Raw genomic sequence first — 26652 nt, forward strand, 5'->3', positions numbered from 1 at the left:
ACACCCGGAGTGCCGACCGCGCGGCTCCCCTCGGCAATAGCTCCACAACGGCGGGGTGCGACTTCGTCAACCCTCAGCCCGGGCGTCTTCACGCTCTGTGGTCGCATCAGCGCTTACGGTCGTCATGTGTCAGGCGCCATGGAGAACCGAGCAGCGGTGTTCACCAGTCAACCCCAGGCCGTCGAGGTCTACCAGGCAGGAACCTGGTGGGCGGGCGAGCTGCTCGGCTGGCGGCACGACGCCAGCGGTTCCTGCCAGGTCTGGGTGCGCGTCGTCCTGGACGGTGTCGAGGAGACCGCCTGGACCGACCTCGAGTCCCTCCGCCTGCCCGAGCGGCACCTGGCCGTCGCGGCCGGGTCGCCCGCGGGGTCCGCGTACGCGCCGGCCACCCAGGAGATGTCCGTGGCCCGCCACCCCGCCGGGCGGCGCTCGCGCGCGGCAGACGGCGAGCCGACCGCGGCCGCCGGGATGCCCGCGGTCCGCGACCTCTCCGTGGTGCCCGACCTTCCCGTCACGGGTGGCCGGCGCACGGCCGACGAGACCGCGCAGTTCGCGTCGGTCGGCCGTCGGCGTGCTCCGGAGACCACCGATGTCCCGTCGGGTGGGCGCCGGACGGCCGACGAGACGGCGAAGTTCGCCTCGGTGGGCCGGCGACGTGCTCCGGAGGGCGTGACCGCTCCGTCGGCCGCCCCGTCCACCTCCCCGCGGATCACGTCCCCCGGGCGTCACCGGGCACCCGCCGACCCGGGTCGGCACCGCACGGCGGACACCGGCCTCTTCCCGGTCGTGTCCGACGCGGCGGGATCCGATCGCACTCCCCCCTCCGCGTCCCGCCCGGTGACCGGCGCAGCTCCCGCGGTGCCGCGCGTGGCCGCCGTCCGGCCGCACGAGCCCCTCCCGCGCTCTGGTGGGACCTGGACGGCGCCCGAGGATTTGGAGCCCGAACTGCTGACCCGGCCCATGCGGTTGAGCGACCACGTCCCGCACGCCCGGCGGCCACGGGTCGACGGCTCCCTACGCGGCCGCTGACCCGTGACGAGCCCGGCGTGCCGTCGGGCGTGACGGCCGTCGCCGGCGTGGGCCGGCCGGCTTCGGCCCCGTCGTAGCCGGCCACCCGACCGTTCCGGGTGGGCTCGTGCGCTTCGTGCGGCGCGGCCGCGTGTGCCCTCCGTGCGGCGGCGCCGGTGCATCTCGGCTGCGGTGCCCTCGATCGGATTCGGGTGACAGCCGGCGGCTCCGATCGCTCCGTCCGGCGTCCGGCTCATCGCGACCGGGCGACCGGGCGACCGTGCCGTCGGGTCGGTCGTGGCCGCACCGGTGGCGGCGGCAATCTCCTCGCCGGCCCGGTCCAGGCGCGTCGGTGCGGCCGGCGCCGCGCGGACCATCGGCTCGGGAGATACCCCGGGCGCGTGGCCGCGGCGTGTCGTGTGACTCGTGGGGAGCGATGTTTCCCCTGGTGACGGCAGTGCCGGGGCGGAACACGCCGAGGCGTCCAGCGCTTGCACATCTTGTGATGACCGGCCTAGGGTTCCCCTACATCTAGTAGTTACAGAGTTGTAAGCCCGTCCACAGGCTCGTCCTCAGGTTCTCCCCGGAACGTCCACCGGATGTCCCCAGGAGGGTCCACAGAGGAGCGGCTGGACGGAGACGAGAGCTCCCGGAAGGAGGTGGCCTGCGATGCGTTGCCCGTTCTGCCACAACGCGGACAGCCGGGTCATCGACTCGCGGGAGGCCGACGAGGGCGCCACCACGCGTCGTCGTCGTTCGTGTCCCAAGTGCGGGCGTCGCTTCACCACCGTCGAGGAGGCGGTGCTCGCCGTCGTCAAGCGCAGCGGGGTCAGCGAGCCGTTCAACCGGTCGAAGGTCATCGCCGGCGTGCGCCGCGCGTGCCAGGGGCGGCCGGTGGACGAGGACCAGCTGAAGCTGCTGGCCCAGCAGGTCGAGGACGCCATCCGCGCCACCGGTGCCGCGGAGGTCCCCAGTCACGAGGTGGGACTGGCCATCCTGCGGCCGCTCCGCGAACTCGACGAGGTGGCCTACCTCCGCTTCGCGAGCGTGTATCGCTCGTTCACCTCGCTCGAGGACTTCGAGAAGGAGATCACCGAGCTGCGGGCACGTCACCTGACCGGTGGCACCCCCCCGCTGCCCGGCATGCAGGACACCCCGCCGGCGGTCCGCCGCCGCGGTGCGGCGCGTGCCCAGGCGCCCGTCGACGGCGCCCCCGCCACCGGCTGAGAACTGTCAGCACCGACCGCTACAACATCACCAGTGCAGTACCAGGAACCGGCTCTTCCCCAGCCGCCGAGTCACGACACCAAGGAGAGCTCCGTGACCGAGACCGAGGATCGCTTGTCAGGCCGTACGCGGCGTGCCGCCAAGGCGCCGTCGCGGGGGAAGGGCCTGAAGATCAAGCGCGTCTTCACCACCCCCGGTGTGCACCCCTACGACGAGGTGACCTGGGAGCGCCGCGACGTCGTCATGACCAACTGGCGCGACGGGTCGATCAACTTCGAGCAGCGCGGTGTGGAGTTCCCCTCCGAGTGGAGCATCAACGCCACCAACATCGTCACCACGAAGTACTTCCGCGGCGCCGTCGGCACGCCGCAGCGCGAGACCAGCCTCCGCCAGCTGATCGACCGGGTGGTGCTCACCTACGGTGCGGCCGGTCGCGAGCACGGCTACTTCGCGAGCGAGGGCGACGCAGAGATCTTCGAGCACGAGCTGACCTGGATGCTCATGCACCAGTACTTCAGCTTCAACTCCCCGGTTTGGTTCAACGTCGGCACGAGCGCGCCGCAGCAGGTCAGCGCCTGTTTCATCCTCGCCGTCGACGACGAGATGGACTCGATCCTCAACTGGTACCGCGAGGAGGGCCTGATCTTCAAGGGCGGCTCCGGTGCCGGGCTCAACCTGTCCCGCATCCGCTCCTCCAAGGAGCTGCTCTCCTCCGGTGGCACCGCCTCCGGCCCGGTCAGCTTCATGCGCGGCGCCGACGCGTCGGCCGGCACGATCAAGTCCGGTGGTGCCACCCGCCGCGCCGCCAAGATGGTCGTCCTCGACATCGACCACCCCGACATCGAGGAGTTCATCGAGACCAAGGCGCGCGAGGAGGACAAGATCCGCGCGCTGCGGGACGCCGGGTACGACATGGACCTCGGCGGCAAGGACATCACCAGCGTCCAGTACCAGAACGCCAACAACTCCGTCCGCGTCTCCGACGAGTTCATGCGCGCGGTCGAGGACGGCGGCGAGTTCGGTCTGCGGGCGCGGCTCGACGGTTCGGTCCTCGAGACCGTCGACGCCAGGACGCTGTTCCGCAAGGTCACCCAGGCCGCCTGGGAATGCGCCGACCCGGGCATACAGTACGACGACACGATCAACGACTGGCACACCAACCCCGAGACCGGCCGCATCAACGCGTCGAATCCCTGCTCGGAGTACATGAGCCTGGACAACAGCTCGTGCAACCTGGCGTCGCTGAACCTCATGAAGTTCCTCAAGGACGACGGCACGTTCGACTCGAAGAACTTCGTGAAGGCCGTCGAGCTCGTCATCACCGCGATGGACATCTCCATCTGCTTCGCCGACTTCCCGACCGAGCCGATCGGTGAAACGACGCGGGCCTACCGCCAGCTGGGCATCGGCTACGCCAACCTGGGCGCGCTGCTCATGGCGACCGGCCACGCGTACGACTCGCGCGGTGGGCAGACCCTCGCCGCCGCCATCACGTCGCTGATGACCGGCACGGCCTACCGCCGCTCGGCCGAGCTGGCGGGCATCGTCGGGCCCTACGACGGCTTCGCCCGCAACGCCGACGCCCACGCCCGGGTCATGCGCAAGCACGCCGCGGCCAACGACGCCATCCGCCCGGTCGGCGCGGACGACGCCGACGTGCTCAAGGCCGCCACGCAGCAGTGGCAGGAGTGCCTGGAGATCGGTGCCGACAACGGCTGGCGCAACGCGCAGGCCTCGGTCCTGGCCCCCACCGGGACCATCGGCTTCATGATGGACTGCGACACGACCGGCATCGAGCCGGACTTCTCGCTGGTCAAGTTCAAGAAGCTGGTCGGCGGCGGCTCCATGCAGATCGTCAACCAGACGGTGCCGCGCGCGCTCAAGAGCCTGGGCTATCAGGAGGAGCAGATCGAGGCGATCGTCGAGTACATCGCCGAGCACGGCCACGTCGTCGACGCCCCGAGCCTGCGCCCGGAGCACTACGAGGTGTTCGACTGCGCGATGGGCGAGCGGGCCATCTCCCCGATGGGTCACGTCCGGATGATGGCCGCGGTCCAGCCGTTCATCTCCGGCGCGATCAGCAAGACGGTCAACATGCCGGAGACGGCGACCGTCGAGGACGTCGAGAACATCTACTTCCAGGGCTGGAAGCTCGGCCTCAAGGCGCTGGCGATCTACCGCGACAACTGCAAGGTGGGCCAGCCGCTCTCCGACGCCAAGGCGAAGAAGGCCACGGCTGAGGGTGGCGCGAAGGAAGAGAGCACCGCGCCCGCCGCCCTGTCGCACCCGGTGCGCAAGCGGCTGCCCAAGAAGCGGACGAGCGTCACCACCTCGTTCAGCGTCGCCGGTGCCGAGGGCTACATGACCGCCGGCATGTACGAGGACGGCAGCCTCGGTGAGGTCTTCCTCAAGCTGGGCAAGCAGGGCTCGACCCTGGCCGGTGTGATGGACGCCTTCTCCATCTCGCTGTCGATCGCGCTGCAGCACGGTGTTCCGCTGGAGACCTACATCCAGAAGTTCACCAACATGCGGTTCGAGCCGGCCGGCATGACCGACGACCCGGACATCCGGATCGCCCAGTCGGTGATGGACTACATCTTCCGTCGCCTGGCCCTCGACCACCTGCCGGTCGAAAAGCGCGCCACCCTCGGCATCTTCACCGCCGAGGAGCGGGCGGCCCAGGTCGCCGGCTACGGCACCTCGGCCTCGACGGCCACCGTCGTCGAGGAGGAGGAAGTCGACCTCGAGGCGCTGCGCAGCTCCGCGCCGACCGAGGCGCCCGCCAAGCCGGAGCCGAAGGCGGCCGACAAGCCGGCCAAGGAGGCGCACTCCTCCGCCGAGCTGCTCGAGCTGGTCACCGGGACCGCCACCGACGCGCCGCTGTGCATGACCTGCGGCACCAAGATGCGTCCCGCCGGCAGCTGCTACGTCTGCGAGGGCTGCGGCTCCACCAGCGGCTGCAGCTGATCAGCAGCTAGCCAGACGACCGGCGCCCCGGTCCCGCTCGCGCGGGGCCGGGGCGCCGTCGTGCAGCGGGCCCTGTGACGGCACGAGAGGGCGTACGTGTCGACACGCGGCCCCGGTCGCTGCGGCCGGCGACGACCGGGCTGAGCGACGCGCCGGGCAGCCGGCGTTCACCCGGACGGGGATGAAGAAGGTCACAGGTGAATCACGGCGAATGCTCTCCTGTCACCGGTCGGGTCCGCCGATGACCTCTGTGGCCATCGCGAAGTGCTCGCGGTCGCGCTCAGCGAGGAGCGCCCCGAGCCGGCGTGCGGTGTGGCACCCGCCGGTGGCCGCGTCCATCGCAGTCCACCGAACGGATCCCCGCTCCACCATGATCGCCGCCCTCGGCTACCTCGCGGCCGCCCTCAGCATCGCTCTCACCTGGCCTCAGGTCTGGCGCTCCTGCCGGCACGGCCGCACCCTCGGCCTCTCGCCGACCGGCAGTTGGCTGGGGGTCGCCCTCAACCTGTGCTGGCTCACCTTCGGCGTCCTCACCGGCGATCCGGCGCAGATCCTGACCAACGTGGTCGTCGGCGTCGGCAACACCGCGATCCTCGCCGCCCTGCTGGTCTCCCAGCCGCGGCTCCGCTCGCGGGAGGCGCTGCTCCGCACCGCCACCGGCGCCGCCGGTCTCGCCGCGCTCGCCGCCGGGAGCGTCGTGGCCGTGGTCGTCGTGGGCGCGGACCCGGCCGTGGTCGCCGCCGCGCTGGGTTCGGTGATCTCCCTGGTGGGCGCTGCTGCCGCCCTCCCGCAGCCGCTGAGCCTGCTGCTGAACCGCAGCCAGGACCTGTCCGGGTTGTCCCCGACGCGGTGGCACCTCGGCGTGGGCGCGAACGCCTCCTGGACGGGCTACGGCTGGCTGACCAGCAACCCCGCGGTGTGGCTGTCGGCCGGGGTCGGGCTGTGCGGCGCCCTCGTCGTGTGCGCCATCCTGCGGACGGTGGCGACCGGCAACCGGCGATCGGCAGTTCGCCCGGCGACCGGCCGGCCGGCCGAGGTCCGTGTTCTCCCCTCCAGCGCCCGCGGCGTGCTGGCGGCCGCTGCCTGAGCAACCCCACCACCCAGCGCCCCCGGCCCCGCCTCCTGCGGGTCCGGGGGCGCCGTGCTGTTCCGGCCTTCACCGCGCCAGCGCGACGACCTCGTCCAGGCCGGCCTGCAAGTCCTCGACCAGGCCTTCGGGGTCGGGAACGGCGGCGGCGTCGACGTTGATGCCGATGCAGCACTGGTCCTCGTGCGAGAGCAGCGTGATCATCGCCGCGCAGCCGGGCAGGGGGCCGAAGGGGTACATGCGCACGATCCGCGACCCCGCGATGTAGACCGGGTGCGAGACCCCGGGCATGTTCGACACCTGGACGTCGTTGGCGCTGGTCAGCGAGCCGGAGACGGCGCCGATCACCGAGGCCGGGAGCCAGCCCAGTAGCGGGCTCAGCAGGTCGTCGACGACGCCCGACCCGCTCCCGTTGCGCGCCGACAGCACGAATTCGCGGATGGCCTTGATCCGGGTCGCGGGGTCGGGCTCGGCCAGGTCGGCGGGGAAGCTGGCGCCGGTGAACCGGTTGCCGCCCTGCGGATCGTCCTGGGCGCGCAGGCTGATCGGGATGCCGATCGTGAGCGTGCCCACGGGTGCGCCCTGCCGCTCGTGGTAGCGCCGGAACCCGCCGACGACCGCGGCGAGGAAGCCGTCGTTGAGCGATCCGCCCGCCGCCTTCGACCCCGCCTTGAGGTCGGCCAGCGGCACCTCGAGCACCTCGAAGTGCCAGCCCCCACCGCGCGGTGCCAGCAGCGCGGAGCCGCCCTTCGGCGGCGTGAGCGTGGCGGAGGCCGACCGGGCGGCCTCCACCGCCTGCGTGGCCGCCTCCCACGGGCGCCGCAGGCTGCCCAGTGCTCCGACCCCCCGGCGCAGCACGGCCAGCGGCGCGGACCGGACCGTGCCGACGAGCTGGTCCCTGAGCACGCCCACGGGGGAGGCGTCGTCCGGGAGGGGGACGGGCGGTTCCGGGCGGGCCGGGTCGTGCTCTGCGGTGCGGCTGTGCAGCCTGCTCATCAGCTGGACCGCGCCCAGGCCGTCGGTGGTGCTGTGGTGCGTCTTGACCACGTAGCCGGCCCGCCCGTCGGGTAGGCCCTCGACCAGGAGCACCTCCCAGAGCGGGATCTCGCGGTCGAGCGGGGCGGCGGCGAACTCGGCCACCACGTCGAGCAGCTGGCGCATCGATCCCGGCGGATCGAGGCGCACCCGCCGGACGTGCCGGTCGAGGTCGAGCTCGGCGACGGTCACCCAGCGGGGCGCGCCGACGCCCAGGGCCGGCTCCACCACCCGCTGCCGCATGCGGGGCACCATCCGGGACGCCCACTCGTGCGCCGCCCGCAGCCGCTCCCAGTCGGGTGCGGGTTCGAGGATCTCCAGCAGCGTGACGTTGCTCCGCAGCCGGGGGTCGGCGGTCTCGGCGCGCCACATCGCCGTCTCGAGAGGGTTCATCTCGGGCGAGATGCCCCAGTCCAGCGGTGCGTCCGGGGGAGCGGTGAGCCCGTCGGCCGCGCCCGCCTCGGTGACGTCGACCGGGCGGGCGGAGCGCCCCGACCAGTTGGCCAGGGTGTCCAGGTACTGCGCCCGGACCTCCGCCACCTTGGCGTCGAGGTCCTTGATCGTCCAGCCGTCGGTGGGCATCGGTGGCAGCACCCGCACCTGCACCGTGCCGGACTGGATGGTGGTCGCCCCACGCCACATCAGCTCACCGGCGTTGCGGATGACGATCGGCACGATCGGGACGCCGGCCTGCATGGCCACGTGGAAGGCGCCCTTCTTGAACGGCCCGAGGGACGGCGTCGCCGAGCGGGTGCCCTCCGGCGCGACGACCAGCGAGATGCCCTCGCGCAGCCGCTGCACCGCCGGCTCCAGTGCCCTGCGGGCCTTCGCCGGGTCGCCGCGGTCGATGAACGCGACGTCGGCCAGCCGGAAGGCCAGGCCGAAGCCGGGCATGTTCGCCAGCTCCTTCTTGGCCACCGCGGTGAAGCCGCCGCGCAGGAGCTTGGCCAGGATCAGCACGTCGAGCTGGCTCTGGTGGTTGAACAGGTAGACCGCCGGCCGGGTGGCCAGGTGCTCGGCGCCCTGGACGTCGAGCCGCACCCCGGCGAGTGCGCTGCCCAGCTCCCCGGCGAGGGTTATCCCGAGGTCGACGGCCTCCCGCCGGGAGCCGCTGAGCGCGCCGATGGCCACCCCGGTGGCGAAGCCGCCGAGCAGGCCGCCGATCCCGGCGGCGGTGCGGGCGATCTCCGCGGGGCCGCCGCGGCCGCGCGGCCGGAACCGGGCGATCGGCCACGAGTAGTGGCGCGCGGCGGCGGCCAGCCCCCGACCGGGGTTGAGCGCACGCGCCCGGCCGACGGTGCGGAGGAAGGGCACGTCCTCGTCGCCGTTGGAGTAGGCGAAGCTCTGCACCAGGTCGATGCCGTGCTCCTCGGCGAAGGCCCGCACGGCGGCGGCCTTGCCGGCCCGCCACAGCAGCGGGCCGCCCGGCCGGCCGGTGCAGATGCCGTCCTCCATCTCCACGGGCGACACCAGGATGTGCTCGACGCCCATGGCCCGGGCCGCGGGCTCCACCTGGAAGCGGGTGGCCGACGAGGCCAGGACGACGGTGTGGCCGGCCTGCAGGTGCGCCATCACCAGCCGCCAGGCCTCCGGGTACAGCGAGCCGGCGATGCCCTGCACGAACAGTCGCTCGCCGAGCTCGACCAGCTCGTCCTCGCTGCGACCGGCCCAGGCCTTCATGCCCGCGACCGTGAACCGCTCGAAGTCCTCCTCGGTGGTGACCCCGCGCAGACCGGTGAGCAGCAGCTGCCCCAGGTCGGCCGGCGTCACGTGCAGCGAGCGCAGGTGGTGGCGGGCGAAGGCGGCCAGCGAGTAGCCGTCGATGACCGTGCCGTCGAAGTCGAAGAACGCCCCCACCCGCGGGCCCCGTGGGGCCGCGTCGACGTCGGCCAGGAGCTGTTCCTCGGTCCACTCGCCCGCCCGGGCGGTCGTGGCCGGTTCCTGACCGACGCTCACGAGTCCTCCTCGCTGTCCCCCGCAAGCGGGAGGTGCCCCCAGCAGGGCGGCCGCGTTCGCGGCGCTGCCGCGTCCACGCGTGAACTCGCCACCTCGTTCACGGCTCCACTCCCACGTTCTCCCGCCGCGCCGCGGCGTCCAGCTCGTCGATGATGACTACTCGGCCGACGACGTCCCGGACTTGAGCCGCCCACTCCTGCCGGCGGCGGGCCAGCTCCTCGCGGCCGGGGTCGACGAGGTCGTGGTTGCCGGCCAGCTGCAGGGCGGTGGCGAACAGCTCGCGCGAGAGCGACTCAGGCCCGTGCAGGCGACCCTGCAGCAGCATCTGCTGCCCCACCCCGCTGCACTCGGCCAGGAAGTCCGGTTGCACCACCGGCGTCCGGGGGTCGCGCGCCGCCAGCCGCTCGGCCACCACCAGCTGCGCGTCGACGAACGACCGCAGCACCCGGTGGGCCACCAGCAGCGGCGCCCCGCACAGGACGTCCCGGCCGTCGGCGGTCTCCCACTCCCGGTCCAGTCGCTGCAGCTCGGCGGCGATCCGCTCGCGGTAGGCGTCGCGCTCGGGGAAGAAGAACTCGAACTTCAGCTGGTCGCGCAGCCGCATCGCCTCGTCCCAGCGGTCGACCGGGTCGCGCAGCATCACCAGCTCGGCGATGGCGCGGTCGACGAAGTGGTGGATGGCGCTGTTGCGGTAGAACGCGGCCACCAGGTGCTGGCCGCGCTCGATGGCGTGCACCGGCTCCTCGCCACCCTCGTAGACGGTGACGACGCCCTGCGCGGCCAGGGTGGCCAGCACCTGCCGCACCCCGCGGAAGCCCCGCAGCCCCGCCCCCGAGTGCGGCAGGCCGCGCTCGTCCAGGTAGTCGAGCAGCGGCTCCACCACGCGCCGCACCTGCGCCAGCGTGAGCGCGCGGTCGCGGACGCCGAGCAGGGCCAGGGTCACGAGGGCCGTCGCCGTCGCGGGGGTGACCGAGTTGATGCCGACGGCGACCTGGAAGGCCACCTTCTGCATGGTGAGCCGCCGCGCGTCGGGGTCGGCCGGATCGGCGCCCGCCTCCAGCGCCGCGGCCAGCGACAGCGGCTCGGCGAAGGCCACGTGCACGGTGCCCAGCGGGGTGGTGACCTGTTCGCGCGCGTAGGACGCCAGCCACGACAGCCCTTCACCGCGCTTGGCGGCGCCGCCCTGCTCGGCGGCCATCAGGGACACCTCGCGCAGCTGGTCGTAGGTGATCGAGACGGGCACCAGCAGCACGTCGTCCACCCGGCCGCGCTCGACGGCGTCGGCGACGTAGCGCAGGAGCCCGTGCCGGGGCGGCCGCAGCTTGCCGGTCCGCGACCGGCCGCCCTCCATGTACCACTCGAGGTTGAACCGCTTGCTCAGCAGGAAGGCGAAGTACTCGCGGACGGCGAGCTTGTACACCTGGTCGTCGCCGAAGCTGCGCCGGATGAAGACGACGCCCGCGCGCTTGGCCAGGGGGCCGACCGGCCAGAAGTTCAGGTTGTCGCCGCCGAGGACGTGGTTGCGCGGGAAGTCGTGCCTGGCCAGCACGTCGGCGAGGACCAGCGGGTCGACGTAGGACCGGTGGCTGGGCAGGAAGACCAGCGGGTGCCGGCGGTTGAGCTCGCGGAGGCGCGCCAGCCCAGCGGTGTCGGCCCGGACGTCCCAGGCGCGGGAGTGCAGCGGGCGGAACAGGCCCGTGAACACCTCCACGGCCGCGGGGTCGACCGCGGCCACGAGACCGTCGAGCGCGGCGACCGCCTGCGCGTGCACCTCCTCCTCGGGGCACTCCAGCCGCCCGGCCAGCGCCGCCACCTCGCGGCGGAACTCGGGGCCGGCCTCGATCGCCTCGACGACGTGCCGCGGGACCTTGACCCGCTCGCCGACGACCGCCCGCTCGGCCCGGTCCAGGGCCACCGCGGCCTGGTGGGCGACGAAGTCGGCCAGCGTCCCGGTGCCCTCCCAGCGACCGGCCAGCTCCGTGACGGTGGCCGGCTCGGCCCGCACGATGCGGGCGCGGTCGGGATCGCGGTGCAGGACGGCCTTCTGCAGCGGCGCGGGAGGACGGCGGCGGAGGGACGGGACGGCCGCCGACCAGCGGCGCTGCCGTCCGCCGTCCTCCGGCCCGGCCGGCCGCGGCGGAGCCCACGCCACGCGCACCGCGGTCACCACCGTGTCGGGGTCGGCGGCGGCCAGGGGACCGGCCAGTGCATCACCGCGCAGCGGGAGGACCGTCGCCGGTCGGTCACCGACCTCGCTCAGCGCCTCCTCCACCAGCCGCCGTTCGGTCTCGCTCGACGCGTCGACCAGCACGATCAGGGCGGCGCCGTCGCCCACCTGCAGTCCGGTCACTCGCCTGACCCACCTCTCCTCGGGGAGCCGACATCGCACACACCGAACATGGGCCATCGCGGCCGGGACCGCGACCCGATCCGGACGCGGCGCCGGGCGCGGACGCCGGTGGGGCGCCGGACGGTCGTCCGGCGCCCCGTTCCCTCGTCCCGGCTCAGCGCCGGCCGGATCGGGGGAGGTGCATCCGAGGTTCCTCGCGGATCGGTCGGTGGGATCGGAGGATCGTGCGGACTGGGGTCAGCCGGTGAAGGCCAGGTAGACGGCGCCGGCGACGGTGAGGACGGCGAGGGCGAGGGCGGCCGCCGCGGGGGAGGGCAGCCGACCGAGGCGGCGACGGGCGTCGAGCGCGAGCCCGGCTGCCCCGCCGGCCAGGACCGGCGGCACCCCGGTCCAGAAGACGAAGATCATCACGGCCCCGAGCCCGGCGAGGACCAGCGCCCGGCGGGCTGTCCTCTCCGGGGGGACGGCGCGGGCCCGGGCCGTGGCCAGGCCGACGAGCACCAGCGCGACGGCGACGAAGGCGACGAGCGCCGCCAGCGCGGCCCAGCCGCCGTTGGCGTCGAAGCCGACGCCCCAATCACCGGGGCCGGACTCCCATGGGGTCTCGACGTACTGGCCGACGAGCGTGCAGCCGAGACCCACGACCGCGCCGGCGGTGGTGGAGGGGTCCGGAACCGGAACGGGCCGGCGCCGGGTCGTAGGGACGGTGGAGCTGGCGGACATGGCGGACCTCCCGGGTCGATGCCGGCCCCGTCGGCCGGTCGCGGACCACCGTTGCGGTCCCGGGTGTCCCTCCGCATGGGCTCGGCGGCTGCCAGGACCGGGCATTCCTCCCGGGTCGACCGGGACACCGGACGCCCCGACCGGGACGCCGTCGGCGAGACACTGGGGCCGTGCGCCCCCGCCTGCTCACGACCGGCGCCGCCGTCGCGGCGACCCTGCTGTGCGCCGCCGCCGTCGGGCTGTCGGCCTGGGTGGGCGCTCGTGTGCCGCACGCGGATTCGTCCACCCTCGGTGGTGTCTACGGCGTCGCCTGCGCCGCCACCGGCACGCTGCTGGCGCACCTGCGCCCGCGCAACGGGATCGGCTGGCTGCTCGTGCTCACCGGTCTGCTCCAGGGCGTCAGCGTCGGCACCAACGCGTACGGCAGCTTCGGCACGAGGTTCGCCGAGCCGGCCTGGCCGTTCGCCCCGGTCGTCGCCCAGGCGGGCGCGATGACCTGGCTGCCGTCGCTGCTGCTGCCGGCGACGGTGCTGATCGCCGTGTATCCCTCCGGCCGGCTGCCGGCCCGCTGGTGGCGGTGGCCGGTCGGCGCCGTCTCGGCCGGGCTGCTCGTGCTGACCGTGGGGAGCAGTCTGACGCAGGGCGCCTACGACGACATCGGCGCCGGGCCGGCCCCGGTCGCACTGTCGGAGACGTGGTGGACCACCGCCGGCGGAGTGGCCGCCGCGGCCGCCGTCGTCGCCGGCGCGGTGACCATCTGGATCGCGACGGTCGTGCGGCTGGTGCGCGCCGACCGCCCGAGCGTCAGCAGCTGGCCTGGCTGGTCTGCGTGGTCCTGCCGCTCATGGTCGTGGTCTTCGCCGTCCCGGCCCCGGAGTGGGCCTCCGTCCCGCTCGCCCTGATGGTGCCGGGAGCGATCCTCGTGGGTGTCGTCCGCTACCGGCTCCTCGGCATCGTGGTCAGCCGGGCGCTGGTCTACGCAACTCTCACCGCGGCCGTCGTGCTGCTCTACCTGGCGCTGGCGACGGTCGCCGCGGCGGCGCTCGGGCGCACCCTCTCCCCGGTGCCGGCGGCCATCGCGGCGGCGCTGATCGCCGTCGCGCTCGGCCCGGCCAGGACGCGGCTGCAGTCGGCGGCCGACCGCGTCGTCTACGGACGGCGCCGCGACCCGGTCGCCGCCGTCACCGAGCTCGGCGACCGCGTGGCGACCACCGACGAGGCCGACCTGCTGCCGGCGGTCCTGGCCACGGTCACGGCGGCATTGCGCGTGGCCGGTGCCCGCGTGGTGGGGCCGGGGGAGCCGGCGTCCCCGGACGACGGCGCGCTGGCCGTGCCGCTGCGGGTGGGCGGCCGGGACGTCGGCACGCTGCACGTGGCCGAGCGGCACCCCGGCGAGCCGTTCACCACCGGCGACCGGCACCTGCTGGCCGCGCTCGCGCCACAGGTGGCCGTGGTCGTCCTGGCCCTGGATCTGGCGAGGTCGCTGGAACGGGAGCGGGACCGGGTGCTGACCGCGACGCACGACGAGCGCGACCGGATCCGCCGCGACCTGCACGACGGGCTGGGCCCGTCGCTGGCCGGCATCGGGTTGGGCGTGCAGGCCGTGCAGGCCCACGTGGGGGACCGGGCCGACCCGCTCACCCGTGACCTGCTCGCACGGCTCAAGGAAGAGGTCGACGCGGCTGTCGGCGAGGTGCGCCGGATCATCGACGGCCTGCGGCCGGCGCCGTTGGACGACCTCGGGTTCGTGGCGGCGGTCCGACGGCACGCGGACACGCTGGCGCCGTCGGTCCCGGTGCGGGTGACCGCCGAGGACCTGCCGCCGCTCCCGCCCGACGTCGAGACCGCCGCCTACCGGATCGCGCAGGAGGCGCTGACCAACGTGGCCCGGCACTCGGGGGCGCGGTCGGCCGAGGTGGGGCTCCGCGCGCGGGACGGCCGGCTCGAGGTGGCGGTGGCCGACGACGGAGCGGGCCTCGAACCGGCTGTGACGGACGACGTGCGACCTCGCGGCATCGGGCTGGACTCGATGCGCTCGCGGGCCCGGGCCGTCGGGGGTGACCTGACGGTCGACAGCGGGCCGGACGGCACCGCCGTCGTCGCGGACCTCCCGTTGGAGGTGCCCCGGTGACCGAGCGTTCCCCCGTGCGGGTGGCCCTGGCCGACGACCACCCGATGTACCGCTTCGGGCTGCGGGCGGTGCTCGACGCGTCGCCGGAGGTGGAGGTCGTCGGGGAGGCGTCCGACGGCGCGGAGCTGCTGGCGCTGGTCGCCCGGTGCGCCCCCGACGTCGTCCTCACAGACCTGTCCATGCCCCGACTGTCCGGCGCGGCCGCGATCGTCGAGCTGGCCCGCCGGCACCCCGACGTGGGGGTCCTGGTGCTGACCATGCACGAGGACGACGTGTCGCTGTTCGGCGCGCTGCGGGCGGGCGCGCGCGGCTACCTGCTCAAGGGCGCCGACCGGGACGAGATCGTGCGGGCGGTTCTGGCCGTCGCGGGCGGGGACGCCGTCTACGGCGGGGCGGTCGCCCGCCGCGTGGTCGACTCGCTGACCGGCACGGCCTCCCGCAGGGCGGCCTTCCCGGAGCTGACGGGGCGAGAGCGGGACGTCCTCGAGCTGCTCGCGGCGGGGCTCCGGACGTCGCAGATCGCCCGGCGGCTCACGCTGTCGGAGAAGACGGTGCGCAACCACGTCTCCGCGGTCCTCACCAAGCTGCAGGTCCCCGACCGCGAGGCCGCGGTCGCGCGCGCCCGTGCGGCGGGGATGGGCGCGCAGTGACCTGGTAGCTCACGCGGCGGCGTCGAGCAGCGCCCGCATGCGGCGGTGCCGCGCCCGGAACGTGCGATCCAGCTCGGCGCGCACCAGCGTCCGGTCCAGGCGGGGCCCGAGCACCGACGCGAACCGGATCGTGTCCCGGTAGCGGGTGCCGCCACCGTCCGCCGGCTCGCAGGCGTGGGTGTGGTGGAAGTAGCGGAACACGCCCCGCACCTGCACGTCGCTGAAGGAGCGGCCCTCCTCGAAGGAGTCCACGTAGGCGACCCAGCGGACCGGCACGACGTTCCTCAGCCACCAACGGAAGGCGTAGGTGCCGCCCGGCCGCCCGACGTCGCTGGACAGCCCGAGAACCTGCATGCGGCCGGGCATGATCGCGGCGAAGTTCTGGGCCCGGAGGCAGAAGTCGAACACCTCCTGCGGCGGCTGGTCGAGCAGCACCTCGCGGCTGTACTGCTCCACCCGCGCCGGCCGCTGCATCGGGTCGGCCCCGGAGAGCCACCCCCGTCCCGCGTGGGCGCGCGCCGCGCCTGGCTGGAGCTGGACGGGATGGGCATCCGGAGTGACCCGCTTCTCGGGATCCACCGACCGAGCACCTTTCGCCGGGGACTACGGACAGCGGGAAAGCTAGCCGAGGCAGGCCCAGCAGTGGAAGCTGGCGGTTCCGGAACCGTCGGTGCGGCCACGTGCCGCCGGAACCGCCCCGGCGCGCGAGGCGCGGCCGGACCGTCCTCCCGGCGACTCGTGCCCAGCCGTTCCCTCCGCCGGCCACGTCCTGGACAACCTCGCGGCCGTGCAGCACTCTCCGGTCATGACGGACAACCCGTACGCGATCCCGGTCGACGAGCTGGTCCCGCGCGCCCGGGTGCCCCTGGCCGAGCAGGTCGAGGTGGAGCCCGCGCAGTTCCCGGCCGACCCGTCCGCCGGTGTGCCGCTCCACGGCGACGGTGGCGACGCGGACGGCGAGTGACCGCACGGCGCAGGGGCGAAGCAGCGTGACCGGCGACCCGGACGGGTGGGACGACCTCCTCGTCCAGCTCTCACCGGACGTGGCGGCGCTGGTGCGGGCCGCGGACGAGTTGATCCGGCGCACCGACCCCACCGTGGTCCGCGTGGTGTGGCCGCACCAGAGGACGGTCGGGTACGGCGTCGGCCCGAAGAAGATGTCCGAGCACTACGCGTATCTCGCCGTATACCCCCGGCACGTCAACCTGGGCTGCAACTACGGCGCCCACCTCGACGACGGTGGCCTGCTCGAGGGCACCGGGGTGAACATGCGCAAGATGACCGTGCGGACGGTGCAGGACCTCGAGGACCCGCGGCTGGTCCCGACGCTCCGGGCCGCCCGGCAGGAGCGCCTCACCGCGCTGGGGCGCGCCTGACCGGTCAGCGGCGGCGGCCCGGCAGCTCGGGGTGGCGCTTGTTCCAGCCCAGCGCCGCGGTGGCGACGAAGAAGACCAGCCCCAGCACGGCGAGCCAGAACAGGCCCTTGACGACGGCGCCGATGACGGTGAGCACCAGCCAGACGACGAGCAGCAGCCCCAGCACGCGCAGCACGGCGGCCTCCTCGGCCTCGGCGGAAGGACAGGAACCACCCTAGGCGCGCCGCCCGCCCCGTGGTCGCGGCTAGCCCGCGACCCCGCGGACCGGTTCGGTCGACGGGGAGCTGTTGTGCAGGCCCATGAACAGCTCGTACCGGTCGGCCCGGTACCAGGATCGGGCGTGCTCCACCGCGTCCCCGCGGCTGTAGGACACCCGGTCGAACTTCAGGACCGGCCCCGAGCCGGGGATGCCCAGCAGGCGCCCGATCTCCTCGCCGGCCAGCCCGGCGCTGACCGTCTGCTCGGCCGAGTCGATCGGCCGCCCGTAGTGCCGGGCCAGGGTGTCGTAGAGGGAGGCCTGCAGATCCAACTGGTCGAGCCCGGGGAGCAGCTCCGCGCTGTACCAGGCGTCGTCGACCGACATGGGCACCCGATCGGCCAGCCGGAGCCGACGCACGTGGTAGGCCGGCGCCTGGGGAGCCAGCCGCAGGCGCTCGGCCGTCTGCGCGGGCGGCACGGCCCGGGCGGCCGACAGGACGACGGTCGCCGGCTCCAGGCCCATGCGGCGCATGTCCTCGTGGAAGGAGGCGATGTGCAGCCGGGAGCGGGCCGGGCGGTGCGCGACGAAGGTGCCCTTGCCCTGGGTGCGGACCAGGAGTCCCTCGCTCACCAGCTGCCCCAGGGCCTCGCGCACGGTGATCCGGCTGACGCCGTAGTCGGCGCACAGCTGACGCTCGCTCGGCAGCATGTCGCCGGGCCGCAGCCGCGTGGTGACGAGCTCGGTGAGGATGGCGCGCAGCTGCTGGTGCTTGGGCACCACACCGTCGACCAGGTGCAGTGGTTCGGTCACCGGCGCGCCTGCCTTCCTCGTCGTCCCCGTCCGGTCCGTCCGGTCCCAGCATGACCGGCGGATCCCGGCGTCCCCCTGCTGCCCCGGTCGGCGCGCATCAGTACGGCTGGTGGGGCAGCTTGTGCTGCAGCGTGTACCGGTAGTAGTCGGCCCGCTCGAGCCGGGCCGCCGCGGCCTCGTCGATCACCACCGTTGCGTGCGGATGCCACTGGAGCACCGAGGCCGGGCAGCTGGCGGTCAGGGGGCCCTCGACGGCCGCCGCCACGGCCGCGGCCTTGCGCGCGCCGCTGGCGGTGAGCAGCAGGTGCTGCGCCCGCCCGATCGTGCCCAGGCCCTGCGTGATGACGTGCCGAGGCACGTCCTCCGGCCGCTCGAAGAAGCGGGCGTTGTCCCGCCGGGTCTGCTCGGTCAGCGTCTTGACGCGGGTTACCGAGGTGAGCGACGAACCCGGTTCGTTGAAGCCGATGTGGCCGTTGGCACCGATGCCCAGCACCTGCACGGCCACCGGGCCGTTCTCCAGCAGCCTCAGCTCGTACTCGCGGGCGGCCACGAGCGGGTCGGGGTGCGCGCCGTCGGGCCCGTGCACGTCGCTGTCGGCGATGTCGAGGGTGGCGGTCAGCTCCCGGCGGATGACCGACCGGTAGCTCTCCGGGTGGCCGGCGGGCAGTCCGACGTACTCGTCGAGGAGGAAGCCGCGCACGCCGGCGAAGGACAGCCCCTCCTCGCGGTGCCGGCGGATCAGCTCCCGGTACGCCAGGACGGGGGAGGACCCCGTGGCCAGGCCGAGGGTCGGGCGGTTCCCGTCCGGGCCTGCGGTGACCGCGGCCGCGATGACGTCAGCGACCACCCGTCCGCAGTCCTCGGCCGTGGGGAGGATGACGACCTCCATGTCAGTGGACCTCCGTGGGAGTGCGGGTGCCGGCGGGCGTGGCACGCTCGGTGTCCACCCGGCGACCGGTGAGCAGGACGGCGCGCGGCTCGAGGTCGGCGTCGGTGATCAGCAGGTCGGCCCGCCGACCAGGGACGACGTCGCCGACCTCGGAGTCGAGCCCGAGCAACCGGGCGGGTGTCGCCGTGGCCGCGGTGACCGCGTCGGGGAGCGGGACACCGGCGTTCCGGACCGCTCTGCGGACCACGTCCAGCAGCCGGGCCGTGCCCCCGGCGATGGCGCCGGCATCGCCAGGCTCGCCGGGGAGCCTGGCGACGCCCCCCACGACCTCCACGGTCATGGGGCCCAGCGGGTAGCGACCGTCGGGCATCCCGGCCGCGGCCATGGCGTCGGTGGTGAGTGCGATCTGCCCGGGACCTACCAGCGCGAACACCGTGGCGACGGTCTCGTCGGCGAGGTGGACGCCGTCGCCGATCAGCTCCACGACCATCGACCCCTGGGCCGCGGCGGCGAGGCAGGCCGCCACCGGGCCGGGGGCCCGGGAGTGCAGCGGCGGCATGCCGTTGAACAGGTGCGTCGCCCCGAGCCGCCGCCCGCCGACGGCGGCGATCGCCGCGCGGGTCATCCTCGCCGAGGCGTCGGTGTGGCCGAAGCTCGGGGTGACGCCGGCCGCGGCGAGGATGCCCAGCAGCTCGGTCAGCCGCGCGGTCTCGGGCGCGAGCGTCACCGACCGGATCGCCCCCTCGCCGGCGTCGACCAGCCGGCGCAGGAGGCCGGGATCGCCGGGCACGATCGAGCGGGGGTCCTGGGCTCCGCACCGCGCCGTGGAGAGGAACGGTCCCTCGAGGTGGATGCCCGCGAGCCGGCCGGAGGCCACCAGGGGCAGCAGCGCGCGGACCCGCCGCTCCAGCTGGTCGGCGGGTGCCGAGACCAGGCTGCCGATCAGCGTCGTCGTGCCGTGCCGCAGGTGGTGGTCCGCGGCGGCCCGCATGCCCTCGGCGTCGGCCTCGGGGAAGCCGTGTCCGGCCCCGCCGTGGCAGTGCACGTCGACCAGCCCGGGGAGGAGCAGCCGCCCCGGGGCGGGCGCGGGCAGGTCGCCGGCGTCCCCGGGCCAGGAAGTGGCCGGCCCGACCCAGCCGATCCGCCCCTCCTCGACCAGGACCACGGCGTCGTCCAGCCGGCGACCCGAGCTCACCAGGTCGCCCCGGACCAGGTGCCGGCCGGACGGCTCTTCGACGGGTTCGGGGCGGCTGGGCACGGTGCCTGCTCCAGGTGTCGGGATCGGGGTACGGGGTGCGACGCGGGACCGGCGGCAGGCCACCTGTCCCGCGTCGCGGGGATCAGCTGGTCGACGTCCCGCGCGGGGAGTCACCCGGCCGTGCCGCGTCGGCCGCCGGGGCGTCGCCGACGGCGGCCTCGGTGCGTGCCTCGTCGGCGAGCGCCGGCTGGCCGGCGTCGGCTGCGTCGTCCTCGCGGCCCGGCGTCCGCAGGTTCCACTTGCGGATCACGAAGCGGAACAGGACGTAGTAGACCGCGGCGTAGGCCAGCCCGATCGGGATGAGCCACAGCGGCCTCGTCGCCTGCCCGAAGTTCAGCAGGTAGTCGATGGCCCCCGCGGAGAACGAGAAGCCGTCGTGGATCCCGAGCGCGTTGGTCAGCGCCAGCGACGTGCCGGTCAGCAGGGCGTGGATGACGTAGAGCGGCCAGGCCACGAACAGGAAGGAGAACTCCAGCGGCTCGGTGATGCCGGTGAGGAACGCGGTCAGGGCGGTGGAGAGCATGATGCCGCCGACGATCTTGCGCTGCGCCGGCCGGGCCTCGTGCCAGATGGCCATCGCGGCCGCCGGGAGGGCGAACATCATGATCGGGAAGAAGCCGGTCATGAACGTGCCCGCCTCGGGGTCGCCGGCGAAGAACCGGTTGAGGTCGCCCTGGACGCCCTCGTAGTCGCCGAGGATGAACCACACGACCGAGTTGATGATGTGGTGCAGCCCGAGCGGGATGAGCAGGCGGTTGACGACGCCGAAGATGCCGCCGCCGATGACCGTGTTGGCGTTCACGGCCTCACCGAGCCCGGTGAGCGCCAGGTCGAACAACGGGTAGACGAAGCTCATGACGACGCCGACGAGCATCATGACGACGGCGGTGATGATCGGGACGCTCCGGCGCCCGCCGAAGAAGCCGAGGTAGTCGGGCAGCTTCAGCCGGTAGTAGCGCTGCCACAGCATCGCGGAGACCAGGCCGGTGACGATGCCGCCCAGCACGCCGAAGTTGATCAGCTCCTGCTCCGCGCCCTCCTCGGGGGTGCCCAGGACGACGGGGCTCATGGCCTCGAACACGCCGGCGAGCACCAGGTAGCCGACGACGGCGGCCAGTGCGGTCGAGCCGTCGGCCTTCTTCGCCCACCCGATCGCGATGCCGACGGCGAAGATGAGCGGCAGGTTGCTGAACAGCGCCCCGCCGGCCGCGGCGATCACGTCGGCGACCGTCTCCAGGGGCGAGAAGCGGCCGAGCATGTCGTCCTGCCCCAGCCGGAGCAGGAGGCCGGCGGCCGGCAGGGCCGCGATCGGCAGCATCAGGCTGCGCCCGAGCCGCTGCAGGCCGGCGAGGCCCACGCGCCTCTTCGCGGCGCCGGCGGAGGCGTCGGCGGTCGGGTTGACGGTCGAACTCATGGGCGGGACCTGCCTCGTCGGGTCGGGGACGCGGGACGGTGGAGCGACCGGTCCGACCTGGCGCGCGGCGTCAGGCTCGGGAGCCACACCGTTGCCGGGCGCTGTGCTGGACCGGTATGGTCCTGTCATGACCAGTGGTGTGATGCTGGTCTCATTCATGAGAAAAAGTCAACACGTCCACACCGCGTCGTGACATCCGCGAGGCCGGCCGCACCGGCCGCCGGGAGAGGGAGATCCATGTCCAAGGCGAGCGACATCGTGGCCGGCCTCGGCGGGGCCGGGAACATCGTCGAGGTGGAGGGGTGCATCACCCGGCTGCGGACCGAGGTGGCCGATCCCGCCAAGGTCGACGAGGCGGCGCTCAAGCGCGTCGGCGCGCACGGGGTGATCGTGGCCGGGAGCGTCGTCCAGATCGTCGTCGGCCCGGAGGCGGACTCGCTGGCCGACGACGTCCAGGACCTCCTGTGACGGAGGTGCTCGCTCCGCTGCCGGGGCGGGCGGTCCCGCTCGCCGACGTGCCGGACCCGGTCTTCGCCGGCCTGGTCGTCGGAGCCGGCCTGGCCGTCGAACCGGAGGACGGCGCGACCGAGGTGGAGGCGGTCTCGCCGGTCGCCGGCCGCGTCATGAAGGTCCACCCGCACGCCTTCGTCGTCCTCGACGAGGGCGGTGCCGGGGTCCTCGTGCACCTCGGCATCGACACGGTCCGCATGGACGGACGGGGCTTCACCGTGCACGTGGCCGACGGTGACGAGGTCGAGCGGGGCGCCCGCATGATCACCTTCGACCCCACCGCCGTCCGCAGTGCCGGCTACTCGGCGGTCTGCCCGGTGGTCGTGATGCAGTCGACGGCCGACAGCATCGGGTCCGCGGTCCCGGCCGGCAGCACGGTCGCGCCCGGGCGGCCGCTGTTCACCTGGTCCCCGCCCGCCGCTCCGTGACCGCTCCATGACCGCGCCGTCCGGTCGGCCCGCCGGTCTCCTGCTCGACCTCGACGGGACCCTCGTGCTCAGCGAGCGGGTGCACCGGCTGACCTGGGGGCACTTCTTCGACCGGTGGGGCGCCCAGGTCGACGACCGCGAGTACGAGCAGACCTTCATGGGCCGCCGGGCCAGCGACGTGCTCGCCGCGGTGCCGGGGCCGTGGACCGGGCGCGACCTGCGCGCGATCCAGGCGGAGATGATGGCGCACGCCCAGACGCTGGGGGATGCCGTGGAGGCCGTCCCCGGCGCGGCCGCCCTGATCCGGCGGGTGAGCGACGCCGGCCTGCCGGTCGCCGTCGTCACCAGCGCCGGCCCGGTGTGGGCGGAGGAGGTCCTGGGGCCGGTCCTCGGCGTGCGCGACCGCGTGCAGGTGCTGGTCACCGCGGACGACGTCACCACGGGCAAGCCCGACCCCGCCGGTTACCTGTGCGCCTGCGAGCGGCTGGGGGTCGACGCGGCCGGCTGCACCGGCGTGGAGGACTCGCCCTCCGGCATCAAGGCGTTGCTGGCCGCCGGCGTCGGCGCGGCGGTCGGTGTCACGACCACGTCGTCCGCCGCCGACCTGCTCGCCGCCGGCGCGCACCGGACGGTCGCCGACCTGCGGGACCCCTGGCTGGGCGGCCTGGTCGCGGATCGGTGAGGATCGCGGCCATGGCCTACCGCGCAGCCGACGACCGCTACGACTCGATGACCTACCGGCGCACCGGCCGGAGCGGCCTGGACCTCCCCGTGATCAGCCTGGGTCTCTGGCACAACTTCGGCGACGACGTGCCGTTCGAGCGGCAGCGCGCCGTCCTGCGCCGCGCCTTCGACCTGGGCATCACCCACTTCGACCTCGCCAACAACTACGGCCCGCCCTACGGATCGGCCGAGACCAACTTCGGCCGGCACCTGGCCGACGACTTCGCCGCCTACCGCGACGAGCTGGTCATCTCGACCAAGGCGGGCTGGGACATGTGGCCCGGCCCCTACGGCCAGGGCGGCGGGTCGCGCAAGTACGTGCTGGCCAGCCTCGACCAGTCGCTGCGGCGGATGGGGCTCGACTACGTGGACATCTTCTACAGCCACCGGCCCGACCCGACCACACCGCTCGAGGAGACGATGGGCGCGCTCGACAGCGCCGTCCGGTCGGGCAAGGCCCTCTACGCCGGCATCTCCTCCTACTCGCCGCAGGACACCGCCCGCGCGGCGGCGATCCTCGCCGACCTCGGGACGCCGCTGCTGATCCACCAGCCCTCGTACTCCATGCTCAACCGCTGGATCGAGACCGAGGGCCTGCTCGACACCCTCGAGCAGGTCGGCGCCGGCTGCATCGCCTTCTCGCCGCTGGCCCAGGGGATGCTCACCACGAAGTACCTGGACGGCATCCCCGAGGGATCCCGGGCCAGCCAGGGCAAGTCGCTGTCGACCGAGCTGCTCACCGACGAGGCCCTCGGCCACATCCGCGCGCTGAACGACATCGCGAAGGCGCGCGGGCAGTCCCTGGCGCAGATGGCGCTGGCCTGGGCGCTGCGCGACCCACGGGTCACCACGGTCCTCATCGGGGCCAGCAGCGTCGCGCAGCTGGAGCAGAACGTCGGCGCGCTGGACGGCCTGAGCTTCGACGACGACGAGCTGTCGGCCATCGACGAGCACGCGGTCGACAGCGGGATCGACCTCTGGGCGCGGGCACGGGCCGCGGAGCGCTGACCGTCGGGGACGGGGGGCCGCCGCCGTCGCCTGCCGTCGACTGCACGCCCTGGCCGTCGGCTCGCCGCTCGTGACCGGATCCGGCATCCGCAGCACCACGGTCCGGGCTGACTCCACGGCGAGCTGTCGCGCCGGCCGCCGCCGGGCCGCTCGTGGACGTCCGGCGACCGCGGGAGCAGGCTGACCCCATGACAGCGGGCCCGACGACGGACGACGCCACCGCACGCCGGTGGATCGAGGAGCACCGGGCCGGCGTGCCGGCGGCCGAGGCGCTCGCCTTCTTCGACGGTCTGCCGGCGGTGCCGGCCGACGCCATGCTCGGCCGCTGGCGGGGCAGCGAGCTGCGCACCGGCTCCGCGCTCGACGGGCTCCTCGAGGCCTACGGCTGGTACGGCAAGGAGTTCCTCGACACCGAGTCGGTGCATCCGCTGCTGTTCCGCGACTCCGCAGGGCGGCCGCGGCCGGTCGCCCCCGCGCTCGTGCCGATGGGCCTGCTGCGCGCGCGTCCGGACCTGGTGCAGCGCCGCCCGGTCGTCTCGGCGTTCGCCGCCCTCCGCCCGGCGCTGTTCACCAGCCGGCCCAAGGCCCGGCTGCGGGCGGTGGAGCACCGCGGGGTGGTGACCGCGGCGATGGTCTACGACGCGCTGCCGATCATCGACGTGTTCCGGCGGATCGACGGGGACCGCGTGCTGGGCCTCATGGACATGCGCGGCCTGCCGGACCCGTTCCTCTTCCTCCTGGAGCGGGACGCCGGCTGATCGACGTCAGGAGGTGGGGACCTCCAGCTCGGCCAGCAGCCCCCGTACGCGGCCCTCGATCTCGTCGCGGATCGGCCGCACCGATTCCACGCCCTTGCCGGCCGGGTCCTCGAGCTGCCAGTCGAGGTAGCGCTTGCCCGGGAAGACCGGGCAGGCATCGCCGCACCCCATCGTGATCACGACGTCGGAGGCCTCGACCGCGTCGGTGGTGAGCACCGTGGGCCGCTGCGCGGAGATGTCGATGCCCACCTCCGCCATCGCCTCGACCGCCGCGGGGTTGACCTGGTCGCCGGGGAGGGAGCCGGCCGAGCGCACCTCGACCGCGTCGCCGGCCAGGGCGCGCAGCCAGCCGGCGGCCATCTGGGAGCGGCCGGCGTTGTGCACGCAGACGAAGAGCACGCTGGGCTTGTCGGACATCAGGACTCCTCCTGGCCGGGTCGGTGTGCCGGGGTGCCGGTGCCGGCGTGCGGAACCACGACCTCGTCCGCCGTGATCGCGGCCTCGGGGTGGAGCAGCGACACGACGACGACCGCCGCCGCACCTCCGGCGAGCTGCATGAGAAGGAACATCGGCACCGACGACGGGGCGATGCCGGCGAAGGTGTCGGACAGGGTCCGGGCGAGATCGATCATCGGGTTGGCGAAGCTGGTCGACGACGACCACCAGTAGGCGCCGGTGATGTACGCGCCGACCGCGAACGGTGCCCTCGCGGAGCCGCCCGCTCGGACCAGGGCGAAGATCAGCACGACCAGGCCGAACGTCGCCATCGCCTCGGACAGCCACAGGCCCCCGGCCGACCGCTCGGTCCCGGAGATCGACACCGCGGGCAGGTCGAACATCAGGTTGGCCACGACCGCGCCGACGACCCCGCCGGCCAGCTGGGCGGGCAGGTAGACCGCCACCTGATGGTTGGTCACGCCGCCGAAGAACCGGTCGGCCAGCGTCACCACCGGGTTGAAGTGGCCGCCGGACACGGGTCCGAAGGCCAGGATCAGCGCGACGAGCCCCGCCCCGGTGGCCAGTGCGCTCTCCAGCAGCTGCAGCCCGACGTCGTCGGGCGAGAGCCGCTGCGCCGCGATGCCGGAGCCGATGACGACCGTCACCAGACCCGCCGAGCCGAGGAACTCGGCCAGCGCCTGACGGCCCAGGACGGTCGACGCCTGGGGCCTGCTCACGCCGGCGCGAGGGCGGCCGTGTCGAACAGGTTGGCGACGGCGGCCAGGGCCTGGGGCCGGACCGCGTAGTAGACCCAGACCCCGCGCTTGTCGCGGTCGAGCAGCCCGGCGGAGTGCAGCACCTTCAGGTGATGGCTGATGGTCGCCTGGGTGAGGTCGAACGCCTCGTTGAGGTCGCAGACGCAGGCCTCGCCGCCCTCGCTCGCGGCGATGAGGCTGACCAGGCGCAGCCGCACCGGGTCGGCGAGCGCCTTCAGCAGTGGCGCCGCCTGCTCTGCCTGCTCCGCGGACATCGGGGTGCCGGTCAGCGGAGTGCAGCAGGCCAGCCCTGGGTCGCTCATCGACGGTCTCCTCGTGTGGACATCGACGCCCATCGTAACGATTGAGCTCGTATTGACAATCATCGATGTCTTGTGCTCCTCTCTGGCGCAGACATCGACGTCCATCGATGCAGTTCCCCGGAAGGACGAAACCCATGTCCCGCGTCCAGCTGGCTCTCCGTGTCGCCGACCTCGACGCCGCGATCGACTTCTACTCGCGCCTCTTCGGCGCCGCGCCGGCCAAGCGCCGGCCCGGATACGCCAACTTCGCCATCGCCGAGCCGCCGCTGAAGCTGGTGCTGCTCGAGGGGCAGCCGGGGGAGGCGACCCGCATGGACCACCTCGGGGTGGAGGTGGCCACGTCCGAGGAGGTGGCCGCGGCGACGGCCCGGCTGGCCGACGCGGGCCTGGCGACCCGTGCCGAGGAGAACACGACCTGCTGCTACGCCGTGCAGGACAAGGTCTGGGTGACCGGGCCCGGCGGTGAGCCGTGGGAGGTCTACACCGTCACCGCCGACGCGCGCCCCGACCTGGAGGGGCGCACCGAGGCCGAGCTGTCCGCGGTGGCCGGCGACGGCGGCTGCTGCACGTCGACGAGGGCCGCCGACACCGGCGCCCGCCTCGCGGCCGCCTGCTGCTGAAGGAGAGAG

The 26652-nt window shown here is 73.9% G+C and carries 27 protein-coding genes; 15 read left to right on the forward strand and 12 right to left on the reverse strand.

What is annotated here, in order from left to right:
• Positions 1-126 precede the first annotated feature (126 nt).
• From ACFSHS_RS20120 to ACFSHS_RS20135, 4 genes are all read left to right on the forward strand, one after another.
• Positions 127-1029 (forward strand): hypothetical protein, encoded by a 903-nt coding sequence (locus ACFSHS_RS20120; protein WP_376880024.1) that lies wholly within the window; start codon positions 127-129, stop codon positions 1027-1029.
• A gap of 648 nt (positions 1030-1677) precedes the next feature.
• Positions 1678-2235, forward strand: coding sequence for a transcriptional regulator NrdR (gene nrdR / locus ACFSHS_RS20125; RefSeq protein ID WP_376880026.1), 558 nt, complete (start codon positions 1678-1680; stop codon positions 2233-2235).
• 93 nt (positions 2236-2328) lie between these two features.
• Positions 2329-5202 carry a vitamin B12-dependent ribonucleotide reductase gene (locus ACFSHS_RS20130; RefSeq protein WP_376880029.1) on the forward strand — a complete coding sequence of 958 codons (2874 nt, stop codon included), beginning with the start codon at positions 2329-2331 and terminating at the stop codon, positions 5200-5202.
• A 370-nt stretch (positions 5203-5572) separates the two neighbouring features.
• A complete protein-coding gene (locus ACFSHS_RS20135) occupies positions 5573-6289 on the forward strand; it encodes a SemiSWEET transporter (protein ID WP_376880031.1) in 717 nt (238 codons plus the stop codon).
• Positions 6290-6358: 69 nt separating this feature from the next.
• Here ACFSHS_RS20135 and ACFSHS_RS20140 read toward each other — a convergent pair whose 3' ends face one another.
• From ACFSHS_RS20140 to ACFSHS_RS20150, 3 genes are all read right to left on the reverse strand, one after another.
• Positions 6359-9280 (reverse strand): wax ester/triacylglycerol synthase family O-acyltransferase, encoded by a 2922-nt coding sequence (locus tag ACFSHS_RS20140; protein WP_376880033.1) that lies wholly within the window; start codon positions 9278-9280, stop codon positions 6359-6361.
• A 97-nt stretch (positions 9281-9377) separates the two neighbouring features.
• Positions 9378-11630, reverse strand: a complete 2253-nt coding sequence (locus ACFSHS_RS20145) for a glycerol-3-phosphate 1-O-acyltransferase (protein ID WP_376880035.1) — start codon at positions 11628-11630, stop codon at positions 9378-9380.
• 237 nt (positions 11631-11867) lie between these two features.
• Positions 11868-12353: a hypothetical protein gene (locus tag ACFSHS_RS20150; RefSeq protein WP_376880038.1), complete on the reverse strand. Its 486-nt coding sequence runs from the start codon at positions 12351-12353 to the stop codon at positions 11868-11870.
• 170 nt (positions 12354-12523) lie between these two features.
• Between ACFSHS_RS20150 and ACFSHS_RS20155 the strand changes: the two genes are divergently transcribed.
• Genes ACFSHS_RS20155 through ACFSHS_RS20165 form a run of 3 tightly spaced genes read left to right on the forward strand, consistent with a single transcriptional unit; the run spans position 12524 to position 15134 of the window.
• On the forward strand, positions 12524-13255 hold the full coding sequence (locus tag ACFSHS_RS20155; RefSeq protein ID WP_376880040.1) for a hypothetical protein: 732 nt from the start codon (positions 12524-12526) through the stop codon (positions 13253-13255).
• Positions 13183-14484 carry a histidine kinase gene (locus ACFSHS_RS20160; protein ID WP_376880042.1) on the forward strand — a complete coding sequence of 434 codons (1302 nt, stop codon included), beginning with the start codon at positions 13183-13185 and terminating at the stop codon, positions 14482-14484. The genes ACFSHS_RS20155 and ACFSHS_RS20160 overlap by 73 nt, the downstream gene beginning before the upstream one ends.
• On the forward strand, positions 14481-15134 hold the full coding sequence (locus ACFSHS_RS20165) for a response regulator (RefSeq protein WP_376880044.1): 654 nt from the start codon (positions 14481-14483) through the stop codon (positions 15132-15134). Before ACFSHS_RS20160 ends, ACFSHS_RS20165 begins: the two co-directional genes overlap by 4 nt.
• Positions 15135-15143: 9 nt before the next feature.
• Here the strand turns inward: ACFSHS_RS20165 and ACFSHS_RS20170 are convergent, their stop codons facing one another.
• Positions 15144-15713: an SRPBCC family protein gene (locus tag ACFSHS_RS20170; protein WP_376880047.1), complete on the reverse strand. Its 570-nt coding sequence runs from the start codon at positions 15711-15713 to the stop codon at positions 15144-15146.
• A gap of 226 nt (positions 15714-15939) precedes the next feature.
• On the opposite strand from ACFSHS_RS20170, the gene ACFSHS_RS20175 reads away from it, so the two are divergent.
• A complete protein-coding gene (locus tag ACFSHS_RS20175) occupies positions 15940-16098 on the forward strand; it encodes a hypothetical protein (RefSeq protein ID WP_376880049.1) in 159 nt (52 codons plus the stop codon).
• A gap of 25 nt (positions 16099-16123) precedes the next feature.
• Entirely contained in the window at positions 16124-16510 is a 387-nt protein-coding gene (locus ACFSHS_RS20180; protein ID WP_376880052.1) for a hypothetical protein, read from the forward strand.
• A 4-nt stretch (positions 16511-16514) separates the two neighbouring features.
• Here ACFSHS_RS20180 and ACFSHS_RS20185 read toward each other — a convergent pair whose 3' ends face one another.
• From ACFSHS_RS20185 to ACFSHS_RS20205, 5 genes are all read right to left on the reverse strand, one after another.
• Entirely contained in the window at positions 16515-16685 is a 171-nt protein-coding gene (locus ACFSHS_RS20185; protein WP_376880055.1) for a hypothetical protein, read from the reverse strand.
• A 69-nt stretch (positions 16686-16754) separates the two neighbouring features.
• A complete protein-coding gene (locus tag ACFSHS_RS20190; protein WP_376880057.1) occupies positions 16755-17519 on the reverse strand; it encodes a GntR family transcriptional regulator in 765 nt (254 codons plus the stop codon).
• A 97-nt stretch (positions 17520-17616) separates the two neighbouring features.
• Entirely contained in the window at positions 17617-18408 is a 792-nt protein-coding gene (gene nagB, locus ACFSHS_RS20195; RefSeq protein ID WP_376880059.1) for a glucosamine-6-phosphate deaminase, read from the reverse strand.
• Position 18409: 1 nt separating this feature from the next.
• The gene (locus tag ACFSHS_RS20200) at positions 18410-19666 is read right to left on the reverse strand and encodes an N-acetylglucosamine-6-phosphate deacetylase (protein WP_376880061.1); all 1257 of its coding nucleotides are present in this window, start codon (positions 19664-19666) and stop codon (positions 18410-18412) included.
• Positions 19667-19748: 82 nt separating this feature from the next.
• Entirely contained in the window at positions 19749-21080 is a 1332-nt protein-coding gene (locus ACFSHS_RS20205) for a PTS transporter subunit EIIC (protein WP_376880064.1), read from the reverse strand.
• 237 nt (positions 21081-21317) lie between these two features.
• Between ACFSHS_RS20205 and ACFSHS_RS20210 the strand changes: the two genes are divergently transcribed.
• From ACFSHS_RS20210 to ACFSHS_RS20230, 5 genes are all read left to right on the forward strand, one after another.
• On the forward strand, positions 21318-21548 hold the full coding sequence (locus tag ACFSHS_RS20210; protein WP_376880066.1) for a PTS sugar transporter subunit IIB: 231 nt from the start codon (positions 21318-21320) through the stop codon (positions 21546-21548).
• Complete coding sequence (locus ACFSHS_RS20215; RefSeq protein WP_376880068.1) at positions 21545-22018, forward strand: PTS sugar transporter subunit IIA; 474 nt, start codon at positions 21545-21547, stop codon at positions 22016-22018. The genes ACFSHS_RS20210 and ACFSHS_RS20215 overlap by 4 nt, the downstream gene beginning before the upstream one ends.
• A 7-nt stretch (positions 22019-22025) precedes the next feature.
• Entirely contained in the window at positions 22026-22700 is a 675-nt protein-coding gene (locus tag ACFSHS_RS20220) for an HAD family hydrolase (RefSeq protein WP_376880071.1), read from the forward strand.
• Positions 22701-22711: 11 nt separating this feature from the next.
• Entirely contained in the window at positions 22712-23749 is a 1038-nt protein-coding gene (gene mgrA / locus ACFSHS_RS20225) for an L-glyceraldehyde 3-phosphate reductase (protein ID WP_376880073.1), read from the forward strand.
• Between the two features lie 188 nt (positions 23750-23937).
• Positions 23938-24507: a DUF4334 domain-containing protein gene (locus ACFSHS_RS20230; protein ID WP_376880075.1), complete on the forward strand. Its 570-nt coding sequence runs from the start codon at positions 23938-23940 to the stop codon at positions 24505-24507.
• 6 nt (positions 24508-24513) lie between these two features.
• Here ACFSHS_RS20230 and ACFSHS_RS20235 read toward each other — a convergent pair whose 3' ends face one another.
• The 3 genes from ACFSHS_RS20235 to ACFSHS_RS20245 are packed head-to-tail and all read right to left on the reverse strand — an operon-like array spanning position 24514 to position 26023.
• Positions 24514-24924: an arsenate reductase ArsC gene (locus tag ACFSHS_RS20235; protein WP_376880078.1), complete on the reverse strand. Its 411-nt coding sequence runs from the start codon at positions 24922-24924 to the stop codon at positions 24514-24516.
• On the reverse strand, positions 24924-25682 hold the full coding sequence (locus ACFSHS_RS20240; protein ID WP_376880081.1) for an aquaporin: 759 nt from the start codon (positions 25680-25682) through the stop codon (positions 24924-24926). The genes ACFSHS_RS20235 and ACFSHS_RS20240 overlap by 1 nt, the downstream gene beginning before the upstream one ends.
• A complete protein-coding gene (locus ACFSHS_RS20245; protein WP_376880084.1) occupies positions 25679-26023 on the reverse strand; it encodes a metalloregulator ArsR/SmtB family transcription factor in 345 nt (114 codons plus the stop codon). Before ACFSHS_RS20245 ends, ACFSHS_RS20240 begins: the two co-directional genes overlap by 4 nt.
• 134 nt (positions 26024-26157) lie before the next feature.
• Here ACFSHS_RS20245 and ACFSHS_RS20250 point away from each other — a divergent pair, with 134 nt between their 5' ends.
• A complete protein-coding gene (locus ACFSHS_RS20250) occupies positions 26158-26643 on the forward strand; it encodes an ArsI/CadI family heavy metal resistance metalloenzyme (RefSeq protein WP_376880086.1) in 486 nt (161 codons plus the stop codon).
• Positions 26644-26652 lie beyond the last annotated feature (9 nt).

It is taken from the genome of Blastococcus deserti (assembly GCF_042682525.1).
Lineage (GTDB): Bacteria > Actinomycetota > Actinomycetes > Mycobacteriales > Geodermatophilaceae > Blastococcus_B > Blastococcus_B deserti.

What these genes read in the sequence shown, in the direction of transcription:
- ACFSHS_RS20205 (WP_376880064.1), bottom strand. Translation starts at nt 21,080, where the DNA reads ATGAGTTCGACCGTCAACCCGACCGCCGACGCCTCCGCCGGCGCCGCG.
- ACFSHS_RS20175 (WP_376880049.1), top strand. Translation starts at nt 15,940, where the DNA reads ATGACGGACAACCCGTACGCGATCCCGGTCGACGAGCTGGTCCCGCGC.
- ACFSHS_RS20250 (WP_376880086.1), top strand. Translation starts at nt 26,158, where the DNA reads ATGTCCCGCGTCCAGCTGGCTCTCCGTGTCGCCGACCTCGACGCCGCG.
- ACFSHS_RS20150 (WP_376880038.1), bottom strand. Translation starts at nt 12,353, where the DNA reads ATGTCCGCCAGCTCCACCGTCCCTACGACCCGGCGCCGGCCCGTTCCG.
- ACFSHS_RS20210 (WP_376880066.1), top strand. Translation starts at nt 21,318, where the DNA reads ATGTCCAAGGCGAGCGACATCGTGGCCGGCCTCGGCGGGGCCGGGAAC.
- ACFSHS_RS20135 (WP_376880031.1), top strand. Translation starts at nt 5,573, where the DNA reads ATGATCGCCGCCCTCGGCTACCTCGCGGCCGCCCTCAGCATCGCTCTC.
- ACFSHS_RS20245 (WP_376880084.1), bottom strand. Translation starts at nt 26,023, where the DNA reads ATGAGCGACCCAGGGCTGGCCTGCTGCACTCCGCTGACCGGCACCCCG.
- ACFSHS_RS20235 (WP_376880078.1), bottom strand. Translation starts at nt 24,924, where the DNA reads ATGTCCGACAAGCCCAGCGTGCTCTTCGTCTGCGTGCACAACGCCGGC.
- nagB (WP_376880059.1), bottom strand. Translation starts at nt 18,408, where the DNA reads ATGGAGGTCGTCATCCTCCCCACGGCCGAGGACTGCGGACGGGTGGTC.
- ACFSHS_RS20230 (WP_376880075.1), top strand. Translation starts at nt 23,938, where the DNA reads ATGACAGCGGGCCCGACGACGGACGACGCCACCGCACGCCGGTGGATC.
- mgrA (WP_376880073.1), top strand. Translation starts at nt 22,712, where the DNA reads ATGGCCTACCGCGCAGCCGACGACCGCTACGACTCGATGACCTACCGG.
- ACFSHS_RS20220 (WP_376880071.1), top strand. Translation starts at nt 22,026, where the DNA reads ATGACCGCGCCGTCCGGTCGGCCCGCCGGTCTCCTGCTCGACCTCGAC.
- nrdR (WP_376880026.1), top strand. Translation starts at nt 1,678, where the DNA reads ATGCGTTGCCCGTTCTGCCACAACGCGGACAGCCGGGTCATCGACTCG.